Raw genomic sequence first — 14,504 nt, 5'->3', positions numbered from 1 at the left:
ACCACGCCCAGCCTACTTCTATATAATTTATTATCTAAATAAGACTTCTTCTTTATTAAACCATTTAACACAAAATGCTAATAGTGCACCGGCAACAATCACGGTCGCTAAAAAGATTAGTCCAAGTAACGTGTAATCAATCGTACCTTTGATAATTTCTTTAATCGCTAAAGCCACATTAGTAACCGGTATAAATGCGGTTTTAGCTGTTAGCTCAACATTCGGTAGTAAAGCAACAATGATAGGAAATATCACCCCCATACTCAGTGGTGTCATGTAATTCTGAGCTTCTTTAAAGCTACGAGCATAAATCGATATTGCTAACGCAAGAGAAGAAAAAATCGCGGCGACGGGTAATAAAATAATAAAAATGAGTGCCAAATCTAATACGCGTAATGAACTAAATGCTGTTTTTATCACATCCAAATCAATGAAAGAAATCGCGATACTGATCCAAACGCCCATACTCAACACGGTTATCGTTGTGGTGGCGATTGACGCTGCAAGTAAAGTAATAAATTTACCTAATACAAGTTGCGTACGGGTGATTGGTGTCAATAGTAACGTTTCTAATGTGCCGCGTTCTTTTTCACCTGCACCTAAATCAATTGCTGGGTATGTTGCTCCCATCAATACTAATGGGATCAGTAAGTAAGGGATAAAGCCGCCTATTTTCTCACCTAAATTTTCTCGTTTATCAGCAGTATCAACTTTTACAACTTTGATTGGATCAATAATTGCACTTTGTTGCTCAACTGAAACACCGTAGCTTAATAGTTTTTCAGCTCTTAGCTTATTACCAAATTCTTCAGCAAGCTCTTTTACTCTGTCGAATAAAAAGTTAATCGCTTTAGCATCGTTATAAACCACTTGCCACTGACTTTGTTTTGCGTCATCAAGGTTTTGTTTGGCATCTGCGGGTAAGAAAATACCCATATCAATGGTGCCGGCTTTAACGGCCTCTGTAAGCTCTGCAACTGTATTAAAGGTGTGATCACCTTTGTATAATTGAAAACTTTTATGATAAAAAACTTTATCTGTGAATGATTGCGCATATTCGCCATTGATAATGGCATAGGTATGAACTTTTTGTTCGGCTTCAAGTGTTGCTTGAGAACTAATAAATGCCATCACCGCAAATAATAATGGAAAGATAGCAACTGGTAATGCGACAATAAAAATGAGTGTTTTTTTATCTCGTAATAGCTCCTTTAATTCCTTTTTAAATACTTCAAACATTATTTTTCTCCGTCAATATATTCATAAACGCTTGATTAAGTTCGTCGCTTTTACCCACTTTTTTAAATTCGTCAAGACTGCCGTCAAAACAACTGATACCTTCGTTGATCACCGCAACGCGGTCACACAGTAGCGCTACTTCATCTAAATGATGGGTTGAAAATATAACAGGAGTCCCTTGCGCTTTAAGCCGTTTTATAAACTCGATCACCGTTTGAGTGGTCATAATGTCTAATCCAGTGGTCGGCTCATCAAGTACCACGACTGCCGGATGGTGCACAACTGCGCGGGCTATATTGGCTTTTTGCTTCATACCCGTTGATAAATTATCAGCACGTTTATCAATAAAGCTATGCATATCGAGTAAATCAAATAACTCTTCACACCGTGCTCTAATCGCGTCTTTACTCATACCGTGTAGTTTTGCAAAATATTCGATATTTTCTTTTACCGTTAAACGGCCATATAAACCGGTACTGCCAGATAGAAAACCAATAGACTTACGACCAAATAGTGGTTTTTTAATGATGTCTTCACCAGCAATAATTATTTGCCCTTCATCGGGTTTTAACGCTGTCGAGATCATTCTTAGCGTAGTGGTTTTTCCTGCACCATTAGGGCCGAGTAAGCCCAGCACTTCGCCTTTATTACAATGAAAGCTGACATCTCGCACCGAATGAAAATAATCTTTATCTTCACGGGGATCTATTTTATCGACTTTGTTTTTTTTATGGTCTTTAGTTAGCTTAAATTTCTTTTTAAGCCCCGTAACTTCTATCATGTTCGTGTCCTTCGTTTTGGTCTAAAGTAATCCGTATTACTATAAAACTCGGGGTTATTATTATCATACCAGCCTGGTACGCCTAGCAGTGGTAATGGTGAGAGCTGGCTATTGTCCCTTAAACAGTTATCAATGCTAATCATCTCATAAAGGGTTTGATCAATATACTGATACTGCTGGGCTAAATCTTTACAAAATATGTCACTCGGTACTTTTACAAATAATGCTTTACCTGTCAGACCAATATACGGCTTTGTTAGCATTTCATAATTAGCGTGGCCGAACATAAATGGCGCAATGGTTTTACCCCACAACGCTCTTTGCTCAATAAATGCCTGCTGCCATTGATGATTTTTAAGTAACGCAGGCCAAACATTATCACTTACAGCAAGTACAACCCCACATTCATCAAACAAGGTTAAGGCATTGCGGTGTTTTGAGCGTACTTTAGTGCCGTGAAGTGTGATCTCTTCAACATGGCGTTGATTGATCAATGCTTTCGTTTTAGGAAATAAACACCAGATAAGTCCACCAAATAAGTCATGCCAATTTTGTTGTCGCGTTGGTACTTTACCGGTATCAAAAATGATTTGCTCATAATAGCGCTCTTCCTCACTAAAGCAGGCGTCTTCAACAAAGCGAATTGTTTGCTGATTTGCATTTTTAGCATCTAAAAATGATGAAATCCACGCACATTGCGGCCAGTCGGATAAACCGTTTAAAGAAAACAGTGTATTTAAATGGCTAAATGCACCATTTTCTAAACTGGCGCTATGCCATTGTTCGTAAGGGGTAAAACGCTTCATGAGTATCTTTAGCTTTACAATTATTATGGTTGGAGTTTACCGCAAAAACTGGTTCTCTTTAATAGAAGTTCTTATACTGAGCTCACTTAAAACAAAAAAAGAGCGACTATGAAACGTTATTTTTCTCTGACACTCCTTGCAACTGCGGTACTTGCAGGATGTGCAACAACAAGTCTCACCTCTGATGATGTTAGCAAAGGGTATAATTCAATCAATGCCCAACAACTCGCAGAGCATGTCAAAGTGCTTGCCTCCGATGAATTTGGAGGCCGCGCTCCATCTTCAAAAGGTGAAGAACTCACACTAGCTTACCTTACTGAAGAATTTAAAAAACTAGGTTATCAACCAGGTAATGGCGACAGCTTTTTACAAGAAGTTCCGTTGGTGTCTCTTGAAGCAGATCCAAACATGGTGTTAACTATCGGCGGCAAAGATTACCAGTATAAAAAAGACATGGTAATGGGCAGCAGTCGCATTAGCGAACGCCAAAGTATTAAAGACTCTGAACTGGTATTTGTTGGTTATGGTGTTAATGCCCCAGAATATAATTGGAATGATTACGCAGGTTTAGATGTTAAGGGTAAAACTGTGGTGATTTTAGTCAACGACCCTGGTTTTGCCACTAAAGATCCTGCTTTGTTTACCGGTGATGCCATGACTTACTATGGCCGTTGGACTTACAAATACGAAGAAGCCAGCCGTCAAGGTGCTGCTGGGGCTATCATCGTTCATGAAACTGCACCGGCCTCTTACCCTTGGTCTGTGGTTGAAAACTCATGGAGCGGCGAGCAGTTTGGTTTTCAAAAAGAAAACAATAATATGGACAGAGTCGCTGTTGAAGGTTGGGTAACCACAGAGGTTGCTAACGAGCTTTTCACTAAAGCAGGTTTAGATTTTGCCAGTGCGAAAACCAATGCAGCAAAAGGCGCTTATCATGTTGATATGGGCGATTTAACAGCGTCTGTTGCGGTTAAAAACACCATCAAAAAATCAATTTCATATAACTTCATTGCGACTTTACCCGGTAGTGAAAAACCAGATGAGCATATTATATACTCAGCACACTGGGATCACTTAGGTACTGATAAAAACCGTAAAGGCGACCAAATCTACAATGGAGCACATGATAACGCGACAGGCACTGCAGGCTTAATTGAAGTAGCAGAAGCGTTTGCAAGCTTACCAAAGCACCCTAGCCGCTCAATGACTTTCTTGGCAGTGACAGCTGAAGAGCAAGGTTTATTAGGATCTAAGTATTATGCTGCACACCCAGTGATAGCAGCAAATAAGACAGTCGCTAATATTAATATGGATAGCTTGAACTTGTTAGGCAAAGTAAAAGATATCAGCGTGGTTGGTATTGGTAAATCAGAAATGGACTCGCTATTAGCACAGGCAGCTAATGCACAAGGGCGCACTGTCTCGGGCGATCCTAAACCATCTTCAGGCGGGTACTATCGCTCTGATCATTTTGCTTTCGCCAACATGGGTATTCCAGCGATGTATGCGGGTGGTGGCAGTGAAGCACTTGACGAAGATACGGCTAATTATCGTAAACGCATGAGCTTAGTGCTACGTGGTTGTTACCATCAACCATGTGACAGATACCGTGATGAATGGGATCTATCGGGAGCTGTACAAGACTTACAACTGTTTTATCAAGTAGGTTTTGATATTTCAGAGCAACCACAATGGCCCAAATGGAATGCGAACTCAGAATTCCAAAGAAAATAACGCAAATGATATTGATTTTCATTTAATTTGAATCTAAAGTGCAACTTAGATAGTTTTTAGGTTGCACTTATGTTTTTACTTTCACTGCCCAAAATTAGTTTTCCAGCGTCCACACATTTTATTACCAGTAATAAACGGCTGCTATTACCGCTATTGTTGTTGTGTTGTTTAGCTTATGCTCCTTTGCGAGCAATGACATTGACGGCAATGAGTGATGCGTTTTTTCAAGTTAGTATATTTGTTGCCGTCACTTTATTTATCTATTACTACGCCATCGATCGGTTGCCTCACTTAGAGCTTGGCTATTTAAGCCAAAAATCACCCTTGTTAGAAATTAGTTTTGCTTCACTACTAGGAGCTTTACCTGGCTGCGGAGGCGCCATCATAGTAGTGACACAATTTACCAAAGGACAAGCGAGCTTTGGCTCTATCGTTGCTGTATTAACAGCGACCATGGGGGATGCTGCATTTTTACTATTAGCAACGAAGCCGCTTGAAGGCTTACTTATTATGATTATTGGCCTAAGCGTTGGTATTATCAGCGGATCCTTAGTCAATGCATTTCATAAGCAAGATTATCTTCGCCCAGCAAAAAATGATTATGCTGATGAGTGCTTAAATCAGCCTAGTAAGGCAATTATAGTCAGTAAATCAATTTGGCAAATTATTATGATGCCCAGTCTTATTGTGGCAATAATGATTGCTTTCAATACTGACTTTTCAGCCTTTGATGCTCTACTTGCTGAATCAATAACCTTATTTGGCGCTATTATGGCGCTATTGGCTGTTACCACTTGGGCGCTGTCGTCTAAAGGTCAAAGCTATCAACAAGTAACTTCAGAAGAAGAGACTATAACGCCCCCTTCAAAGCTATATAAAGTTTTGCAAGACACCCATTTTGTTACGGCATGGGTAGTTGCCTCATTTATGCTATTTGAGTTATTAGTAACATTTGCCGGTGTGGATTTAAAAGCCTGGTTTACTCACTATGCATACTTAGCGCCTTTAATTGCCGTTTTGATTGGTTTTTTACCTGGCTGTGGACCACAAATAGTGGTAACTACATTGTATATTCAAGGCATAATTCCCTTTAGTGCCTTAGCTGCGAATGCAATATCAAATGACGGCGATGCCCTTTTCCCTGCAATCGCAATGGCACCACGTGCCGCATTTGTGGCAACAATATATTCGGCAATTCCCGCTTTACTCGTTGGCTATGGCTTATATTTCTTTGGGGTGTAAGTCACTGACATAAAAAAGCTCAGCGACTGCTGAGCTTTGATAAAATGAATAATTAAGAGCTACGCTTAACTCATTGCCATCATCATTTTGGCTGGGTTTTCTAAATACGATTTCCACAAGTTATTGAATCGCGCTATCGTGGCCCCATCAATCACTCGGTGATCGCCTGACCAACTAACTTGCATAATTGCAGCAGACACCACTTGCCCTTTGGCATCAAAACGCGGTAGATGTTGTAATTTACCCAATGCCACAATCGCCACTTCTGGCTTGTTGATAATTGGCGTCGCAACTGTTCCGCCAATCGCACCAATATTAGAAATGCTAATTGTGCCGCCTTTGAGATCGTCAGGGCTAACACGTCCTTCACGGGCAGCATCCGTCAATCGCGTTACTTCATTGGCTACATCAACAATACTCTTTGTTTGACATTGTTTGATATTTGGCACTAACAAACCAATTTTAGAGTCAACTGCCATACCGATATTGTGATCATCAAAGTAGCTAAGCTCAGTGCATTCATCATTTATTTTCGAGTTTAATACCGGAAATTCTTTCATAGCCAGCGATAAGGCCTTGATGAAAAATGGCATCATTGTCAATTTAACGCCTTGTTGCTTATATTGCTCTTTTAAATCACTGCGCAAAGCAATCAAAGTTGTTAAATCAATCTCATCACAAAATGTAAAATGTGGGATAGTCGTTACCGAAGCAACCATTTGTTTAGCCATTGCTGCTTTGATGCCTTTAATTGGCTCAATGCGCATGCCGCCAGTGTCGCTAGCTGTGGTTTTCGTAACGTCAGGCTTCGTTTGCAGTGGTGATGTATCAATACTATTTGGCACTTCCCCTTTCACAAACTGTTCAATGTCCTCTTTGTAAATACGGCCATTCTTACCACTGCCTGGGACTGTGGTTAGATCAACATCAAGTTCACGTGCTTTGCGTCTTACTGCCGGTGATGCGACCGCCTTTTTATTAATTACAGGGGCTGTCACTGACTTTTCAACTACTGCTGTTTTTTGCTCTACCGCTTTGGTTTGTGCTTTCACTAATGCATCATTGATATCGACAACGTTTGCTTGAGTGCCTGCAATCGACATTTGAAAAAGTGGACTGTGTACTTGTGCAACATCCCCTTTAGCATAATAAAGTTTTACCACTGTGCCGGTATATTTAGCTGGAATTTGTACCAGTGCTTTATCTGTCATTACATCACAAACGGCTTGGTCTTCTTCTATCAAATCGCCTTCGCTGACTAACCACTCAACAATTTCACACTCAACAATTCCTTCACCAATATCGGGAAGGATAAAATCCTCAACGACTTCAGCGTGAGTATTTGTTTGCGTGTGTTCTATCGCGCTGGTTGTTTCTGGTTGAGTATGATCGGCTGTAGTCTCACCAGCTACATCCATTGCAAACAGCGGGGCATGCACTAAAGCAATATCCCCTTTAGCATAATAGAGCTTACTGATCACACCATCATGAACCGCAGGAATTTGCACCAGTGCTTTGTCTGTCATTACATCACAAATCGGTTGATCTTCAGCTACGGTGTCGCCTTCGGCTACTAACCATTCAACAACTTCACATTCAACGATACCTTCACCGATATCCGGTAAAATAAAATCTTTTGCCATGATGACTCCTAAAATTCGACCGATTGCTTGATTGCTGCGAGCACTTTCAACGCATCAGGTACATATTCTTTTTCAAGCGCTAATGGATACGGAGTATCTAAGCCGCAAACACGTAAGATAGGTGATTCTAAATGCAAAAAACATTCTTGTTGGATTGTCGCCGCAATTTCTGCACCAAAACCATTAGTGATTGGTGCTTCATGGCTAACAATAAGTCGCCCTGTTTTTGTCACTGAGTTAACAATCGTTTCCATATCCCATGGTAAAATACTGCGTAGATCAATCACTTCACAACTAATACCTTGCTCACTTGCACGTTTTGCAGCATCTTCGATGATTTCCATCTGTGCGCCCCAAGCAAGTAGTGTTACATCCGTACCTTCACTAACTATTTCAGCTTTACCCAGTTCAATGCTGTAATCTTGTTCAGGAACTTCACCCGTTGATGCACGATATAAACGTTTAGGCTCAAAGAAAATAACTGGATTATCATCTTTAATTGCAGCACGTAATAAGCCCTTTGCTTGGTAAGGGTTGCGAGGGACAACAATCTTAAGTCCCGGGGTATGTGCAAAATAAGCTTCAGGTGATTGCGAATGATATAAACCACCGGCAATACCACCACCGTAAGGAGTACGGATAGTCAGGTTGCCAACATTAAACTCGTTACCGCTACGATAACGAAATTTAGCAGACTCATTTACTATTTGGTCAAAGGCTGGAAATATATAATCGGCAAATTGAATTTCAGCAAGTGCTGGTGCGCCAAACGCTGCTAAGCCATTAGCAAAACCCATGATCCCTTGTTCGGTTAATGGTGTATTAAATACACGGTGCTGACCATATTTCTCTTGTAGTCCAGACGTTGCGCGAAATACGCCGCCAAAATAGCCAACATCTTCACCAAAAATACACGCTTGAGGATGTTCAGCCATGGTTATATCAAGGGCTGAATTAATCGCATGTAACATATTCATTTTAGCCATTACTTAATTCTCCCTGCAGTCACTGGGTAAGCATCGGGGTGTTGCTTGATATGCGTTTTCAATTGCTCGTATTGACGTTGCAAAGAAGGGATCGGTGTATCATATACATCCGACACCAACTCTTCTAAGGCCGGTTTTGCAATCACTTCAGCGCGTTTTAATGCGGCTAGGATATCATCACGAATTTGCTCTTTGGCTTTATTGTCTTCTTCTTCATTAAGCCAGTTTTGCTTAATTAACCATTTGCGAAAACGTTCGATTGGACAAGATTGATAATTTGCTTCTTCGTCTTTTGAACGATAGCCACTAGGATCATCTGATGTAGAATGCGCGCCAAGGCGATATGCAATCGATTCAATTAAAATCGGCTCACCTGTTTTAGTGGCAAGTTCACGGGCTTTTTTAGTTGCGGCATAAACAGCAAGTGCATCAGCACCATCAACACGAATCGTTTTAATACCATAACCTACGCCACGAGAAGCGATGCCGTCGCCCTTAAATTGCTCATCCGCAGGGGTTGAAATCGCATAACCGTTATTGCGAGCAAAAAATATAACCGGTGACTTATGCACTGCGGCCATATTTAAACCAGCATGAAAGTCTCCTTCTGAAGCAGCCCCTTCGCCAAAGTAACATATAGTTATGTTATCTATCGTTGAGCTTAGTTCACCTGATTTTTCATCTATGTGTTTAATTTTCTGGCCGTACGCGTAACCAGTTGCTTGCGGTATTTGAGTGCCTAGCGGCGATGAGATAGTCATGTAATTAAGTGCACTTGAACCGTAGTGAATTGGCATTTGGCGACCTTTACCTAAATCCAACTCATTTGAAAACATTTGATTCATAAACTGATCAAGTGTGAAGCCACGATAATGAAGTGCAGCCTGCTCGCGGTATTGCGCCATGATCATATCGTCTTGATCAAGTGCCGCAGCAGACGCTGTCACTGCCGCCTCTTCGCCTAAACATTGCATGTAAAAGCTTACCCGGCCTTGGCGTTGAGCAGCTTGCATACGCTCATCAAGTGCACGAATAAAACGCATTGTTTCATACAAGCGCAGCGCAGTACTTTCATCAATATCGGGGGCTGTTGCACCGTCGTGGATATCGCCATCCTCGTTTAAAATACTCAAGGTCGGAATATTTAAGGCATGACCGTCAATAAATGAGAGATCATGACTAATATTCAGCGATACGTTATTTGGATTGCTCATAACCTACCTTCTTTTGTTGTCGTAAACAGTACAAGTCAGTTGTTATTATTGGCTGTGCTCTGCAGGATAAACTTTGCAGAAACTGTACTGTATTTAAATTAAAGCTGCTAACACTTTACGTTAACGTAAAGTGTTATTCAACTAATCATAGACGAAACAAAGTTAATTGGCGACAGTGGCATTGGAAAGTTAACTATACAAGAGCATAAAGTATATACAATCATATAGTTAACGATTTGAGCTGATCGGCAAAGCAACAAATTAAATAATATTATCAGTCAGTTGTAATGGTATTACCGTTAATAGTGCACGTTGTCCAAGGGCAACATCGGCATTAGGAAATATAATTGCTTCGCCTTCAACATCTGCGTAATAACAGGTCTGACCATCCGTTGCGAGTAAATCACCTTTGCTAAACCCGGTAAAATTCTCGGCATCATCCGAAAAAGGAAACGAAAAATCGTGTTCAGTGCGATTGATTGATCGGTGCACAGCAAATAACTCAAAGTCACTTGCATCAAATTCTTTATATATCACTTCTTTTTGGCTAATTAATGCGATTAGGGTCGCTTTGGTTTTCGCAAAACGACTCATATCATTTTCACCAAACGGTTTTACTTGACCAAGTTCAACGGTAAATGAATCTGCACCATGAACAAAAGAAGAATAGTAACTAAAAGTGGTGGCTGGTGATTTCATCATTAGCACCGTATTTACTCCACAGCTTAATAAAAACTGTAGTTGCGACTTTTTCCACGGTTTACCATGTAAAAAGGGATATACAGCAAATTTATCATTTTTTGAACCACGAATAGCAGTATGCAAATCGTAATGACAGCGCTCTCGCTGCTGCCCGCCGCGTTGATAAAAGTCACTAACATATTGTTCAAGCTTGGCCGCTCGTGTGCGCTCATTATTCATCTTTACACCTTCGACAGTGTGATGACCATTAAACAAACGGTTTAGATTTTCTTCTACAAAACGCTTGTCAATATTAATTGATTGCGGGTTACCAAAAATAAACAGTACACGCTGTGCTAGTTGTAAATCGCCTAAGATAATACGCTTAATTAATTCATCACAAATTTCAATAGGTGCTGTTTCATTACCATGGATCGCACTTGAAAGTACCACATCGATTGTAGTAGCGCATTTTGGTTGAAACTCTATAACGCCAGTGTCATGAATAGTTACAGTGGTACCATTACTTAAAGTAAAAGCACTCGGTGCTAAATGCCATTCATTATTACGGCTGAGAGTTAAAAAATCGCCTTGCTGTTGTAATTCGTTTAAATACTCTGAGTTGGCTGTCATAATCCAAATGCCTTCATATTATTATGCAAATGAGAAACAAAAACGGCTGAATAAATCAGCCGTTATAAAATAGTCTAAGCGTTATTAACTAATCACTGAATCAACCAACTTCTTGGCTTCTTTTTCTAATAGCGCTAAATGTTCTTCACCTTTGAATGATTCAAGGTAAATTTTATAAATGTCTTCAGTACCTGATGGACGCGCTGCAAACCAGCCGTTTTCAGTAACTACTTTTAAACCACCAATAGCGGCATTATTTCCAGGCGCATGAGTTAGCTTTTGTAAAATAGGCTCGCCCGCAATTGTATCTGCCGTAACATCTTTCGCACTTAGCCCTTTAAGTCGCTCTTTTTGGGCAGAACTTGCAGGCGCATCTATACGTTTGTATATAGGCGCACCAAATTCGAGCTCAAGCTCTTTATAAAGTGCTGATGGGGTTTTTCCTGTTACAGCTAAAATTTCCGCGGCTAATAATCCCATGATGAAACCGTCTTTGTCGGTATTCCATACTGTACCGTCAAAACGAAGGAATGATGCCCCGGCACTTTCTTCACCGCCAAACGCGAGTGTTCCAGTACTTAGCCCTTCGACAAACCATTTAAAACCAACAGGTACTTCTCGCACTTGACGATTATTACGGGCAACTACTCGGTCAATCATCGCACTTGAAACAAGTGTCTTGCCAATTTCAACGTTTTTGGACCAATCACGATGATTTAATAAGTAATCAATGGCAACCGCTAAAAAGTGATTAGGATTCATTAAGCCGTCAGGAGTTACAATACCATGGCGATCATAGTCTGGATCATTGCCAATGCTTATATCAAAATCATCTTTAAGGGCGATTAAGTTTGCCATCGCATAAGGTGATGAGCAATCCATACGAATTTTGCCATCTTTATCAAGTGGCATAAATGCAAAGCGCGGATCGACACTTTCATTGACGACTGTTAAATCTAAAGCAAATTTTTCGGCGATAATAGGCCAAAAGTTGATCCCTGAACCACCGAGCGGATCAATACCCACTTTAATATTTGCTTTTGCAATCGCTTTTACATCAACAACATTAATCAGATCTTCAATATAAGGAGTCATTAAATCTTGGTATTTAATAAAACCTGAACGGGCTGCTTTTGCAAATGGGAATAGCTCAACTTCAACTAAATCTTCTAGTAGTAGTTGATTTGCTCTGTCTTCTATCCACTTAGTAACGTCAGTATCTGCCGGGCCACCATTAGGTGGGTTATATTTAAAACCGCCGTCTTCTGGAGGATTATGTGAAGGTGTAACAACAATACCGTCAGCTAATTCATGAGGATGTAATTTGTTATGACACACGACCGCGTGGCTAATCACCGGTGTAGGTGTAAAATCGTCGTTTTCTTGCGTGATCACTTGTACTTCGTTAGCAACAAGCACTTCAATCGCTGAATTGTAAGCCGCCTCACTTAACGCGTGCGTATCCTTACCTAAGAATAGCGGTCCAAAAATATTATTTTGTTTTCGGTAATCACAAATTGCTTGAGTAATGGCGAGAATGTGAGATTCATTGAATTTCACATCATATGAACAACCTCGGTGCCCTGAAGTACCAAAAGCAACACAATGTTCAGGGTTTTGCTCTAGATCGGGTTCATTTAAATAATAAGCAGACACTAATTTTGGTACATTTACTAAATCTGATTGTGTTGCAGGTTTCCCTGCACCGGAATGAATCGCCATTACATTTCCTTTATAAGTAGTCTCGAATTTTTTCAGCTTGTTCAGCACTATAGCCTAAGCCAAGTGCCACTTCGTGTAGCATCATTTTCTTACGGGTAGTATTTGAGTTGGTCATTACCCAGTATTCACTGTCGGTAATGTTTTTTGGATTCATACTGCTGCCACTGTTTACTAACGCTTCTTTGCTGGTTGCGAAGTAAACGCGATCACGCCCTTGCACATCCAATACCGCTGAAAAATCAGTTTTATGAGTTCTATGTAAAGCAGATAAAATAAACAAAAAGCGCCCTACTACGCCTTTTTGCATCGCCAACTCTTCTTTATTGAGTATATTAAAAACACTGGCATGCGCTTGTGTCAATGGTGTGACAGCGGCTGACTTTTTATTCTCGGTCGATGAGGTGTGTTCAGTTGTTTGAGTCGTCTTTGCAACCTCATGCGTGACGGGCTGTTCTGGTTTTTCTTGCGCGGCTAAATCATTTTCGCCGTGAATATTTAATAAACGACGTAAAATAGTTGAGGCGCTTTCGCCTATACTTTGAGTGTTACTTGCAATGTATTGATATAACTCGTCGTCTATGTCAATTTTTTTCATGTTATTCCTGTCGTTACGGGTCACATTTTTTTCATCCATGCTGATTATACCCAAACCTGATTTAATTCTCTATGTTTTGCAATTTGTTATTTCACTAGGCAAACTAGGCACACTTTTATGAAATTGTTTTTGGAAACTGTGATGCTGTTAAATTACAAACAAACTGGCCAAGGGCCGCATGTAATTTTGATCCATGGATTGTTTGGTTCACTGGAAAATTTAAATGTTATAGCCAATGCATTGGCAGAAAATTTTACAGTAACGAATCTTGATTTACGTAACCATGGCCGTTCACCACACAGTGATATTATGGATTACTCGGCAATGGCTGACGACGTACTCGCCTTAATGGACCATTTAAGTATTGATAAAGCCCATTTAGTCGGTCATTCTATGGGCGGGAAAGTTGCTATGCAAATAGCACATATTAATCCAAGCTCAGTAAATAAGCTCGTAGTATTAGATATCGCTCCTGTTGCATATCAAAGTCGTCATGATGATATCATTGCGGCATTAAAGCTGGTAAAAAGCCATGCTATTAATGACCGCAAAGAAGCGGATAAATTAATGACGCAGCTAATACCTGAATTAGGTGTTCGCCAGTTTTTGCTAAAAAGCTATGCGAAAAACGAACTTGGTGAACTGCAGTGGCGCTTTAATTTGACTACCCTAAGTGAAAAATATCGCAATATTTTAGCAAATATTAAAGCAAATGATTCTTGTTTATGCGATACTTTATTTATCAAAGGGAACGATTCTGATTATATATTGCCTGAATATCGTGAAGCTATTATGGCTCAATTTAGCAACGCAAAAGCAAAAATTATTCATGGCGCAGGTCATTGGTTGCATGCCCAAAAACCAATGGCGGTTAATAAGTCTATCAATGATTTTTTAATGGCTTAATAAAGCAAAATTTAATCACGTATTTTTGACTTAGCGCACTAAATTATTACAATTTTATATGCTATAGTACGCGCCGTTTAATTTAAAGGTTATACGTTGATGGTCAGTCAGTTAATTAACGAATTTGATACCCTTGGGTTGTACTTTGGCTTAGCCGGTGTGTTCTTTTTTATCGGTATGGCTATCCAAGACGTACTAAAAAAAGGTAATGTGCCTAAATTTGGCCGTTATGTAGTATGGCTTGTGCTATTTTTAGGGTGTTCTGGTTTTATCGCTAAAGGACTTATTCAAGTTTTTTGGCAAGGTGCGGGTGTGGGTTAAC

Annotated in this window: 13 protein-coding genes; 4 read left to right on the top strand and 9 right to left on the bottom strand. The window is 40.1% G+C overall.

The features are described 5' to 3' along the window. Window positions 1–30: 30 nt before the first annotated feature. The 3 genes from H5158_RS01205 to H5158_RS01195 are packed head-to-tail and all read right to left on the bottom strand — an operon-like array spanning window position 31 to window position 2,826. Window positions 31–1,239, bottom strand: a complete 1,209-nt coding sequence (locus H5158_RS01205; RefSeq protein WP_182717851.1) for an ABC transporter permease — start codon at window positions 1,237–1,239, stop codon at window positions 31–33. After that, window positions 1,232–2,020, bottom strand: coding sequence for an ATP-binding cassette domain-containing protein (locus H5158_RS01200; protein ID WP_149981088.1), 789 nt, complete (start codon window positions 2,018–2,020; stop codon window positions 1,232–1,234). Before H5158_RS01200 ends, H5158_RS01205 begins: the two co-directional genes overlap by 8 nt. Next, complete coding sequence (locus H5158_RS01195) at window positions 2,017–2,826, bottom strand: DUF3025 domain-containing protein (RefSeq protein WP_182739268.1); 810 nt, start codon at window positions 2,824–2,826, stop codon at window positions 2,017–2,019. The genes H5158_RS01200 and H5158_RS01195 overlap by 4 nt, the downstream gene beginning before the upstream one ends. A gap of 108 nt (window positions 2,827–2,934) precedes the next feature. Between H5158_RS01195 and H5158_RS01190 the strand changes: the two genes are divergently transcribed. Together H5158_RS01190 and H5158_RS01185 are read left to right on the top strand one after the other, a co-directional pair. Then, on the top strand, window positions 2,935–4,560 hold the full coding sequence (locus H5158_RS01190; RefSeq protein ID WP_182739267.1) for a M28 family metallopeptidase: 1,626 nt from the start codon (window positions 2,935–2,937) through the stop codon (window positions 4,558–4,560). A 69-nt stretch (window positions 4,561–4,629) separates the two neighbouring features. Beyond that, the gene (locus tag H5158_RS01185; protein WP_182739266.1) at window positions 4,630–5,802 is read left to right on the top strand and encodes a putative manganese transporter; all 1,173 of its coding nucleotides are present in this window, start codon (window positions 4,630–4,632) and stop codon (window positions 5,800–5,802) included. A 65-nt stretch (window positions 5,803–5,867) separates the two neighbouring features. Here H5158_RS01185 and H5158_RS01180 read toward each other — a convergent pair whose 3' ends face one another. The 6 genes from H5158_RS01180 to seqA all read right to left on the bottom strand — a co-directional run bounded on the left by H5158_RS01180 (window position 5,868) and on the right by seqA (window position 13,276). Further along, on the bottom strand, window positions 5,868–7,445 hold the full coding sequence (locus H5158_RS01180) for a dihydrolipoyllysine-residue acetyltransferase (protein WP_182739265.1): 1,578 nt from the start codon (window positions 7,443–7,445) through the stop codon (window positions 5,868–5,870). 8 nt (window positions 7,446–7,453) lie between these two features. Beyond that, window positions 7,454–8,431 carry an alpha-ketoacid dehydrogenase subunit beta gene (locus tag H5158_RS01175; RefSeq protein ID WP_145233893.1) on the bottom strand — a complete coding sequence of 326 codons (978 nt, stop codon included), beginning with the start codon at window positions 8,429–8,431 and terminating at the stop codon, window positions 7,454–7,456. Continuing rightward, window positions 8,431–9,645, bottom strand: a complete 1,215-nt coding sequence (locus H5158_RS01170; RefSeq protein WP_182739264.1) for a thiamine pyrophosphate-dependent dehydrogenase E1 component subunit alpha — start codon at window positions 9,643–9,645, stop codon at window positions 8,431–8,433. The genes H5158_RS01175 and H5158_RS01170 overlap by 1 nt, the downstream gene beginning before the upstream one ends. A 261-nt stretch (window positions 9,646–9,906) precedes the next feature. Continuing rightward, entirely contained in the window at window positions 9,907–10,959 is a 1,053-nt protein-coding gene (gene astE / locus H5158_RS01165) for a succinylglutamate desuccinylase (protein ID WP_145233889.1), read from the bottom strand. A gap of 84 nt (window positions 10,960–11,043) precedes the next feature. Beyond that, the gene (gene pgm / locus H5158_RS01160; protein ID WP_182739263.1) at window positions 11,044–12,681 is read right to left on the bottom strand and encodes a phosphoglucomutase (alpha-D-glucose-1,6-bisphosphate-dependent); all 1,638 of its coding nucleotides are present in this window, start codon (window positions 12,679–12,681) and stop codon (window positions 11,044–11,046) included. 10 nt (window positions 12,682–12,691) lie between these two features. After that, complete coding sequence (gene seqA, locus H5158_RS01155; RefSeq protein ID WP_182717858.1) at window positions 12,692–13,276, bottom strand: replication initiation negative regulator SeqA; 585 nt, start codon at window positions 13,274–13,276, stop codon at window positions 12,692–12,694. Window positions 13,277–13,417: 141 nt separating this feature from the next. On the opposite strand from seqA, the gene H5158_RS01150 reads away from it, so the two are divergent. Continuing rightward, window positions 13,418–14,182: an alpha/beta fold hydrolase gene (locus H5158_RS01150; protein WP_182739278.1), complete on the top strand. Its 765-nt coding sequence runs from the start codon at window positions 13,418–13,420 to the stop codon at window positions 14,180–14,182. Window positions 14,183–14,281: 99 nt separating this feature from the next. Further along, window positions 14,282–14,503, top strand: coding sequence for a DUF2788 domain-containing protein (locus H5158_RS01145; RefSeq protein ID WP_054204660.1), 222 nt, complete (start codon window positions 14,282–14,284; stop codon window positions 14,501–14,503). Window position 14,504 lies beyond the last annotated feature (1 nt).

Source organism: Pseudoalteromonas sp. SR45-6 (assembly GCF_014163545.1).
Taxonomy (GTDB): domain Bacteria; phylum Pseudomonadota; class Gammaproteobacteria; order Enterobacterales; family Alteromonadaceae; genus Pseudoalteromonas; species Pseudoalteromonas rhizosphaerae.
The sequence above is the reverse complement of the archived record's forward strand: the minus strand, read 5'-3'. Positions and strand labels throughout refer to the sequence as shown.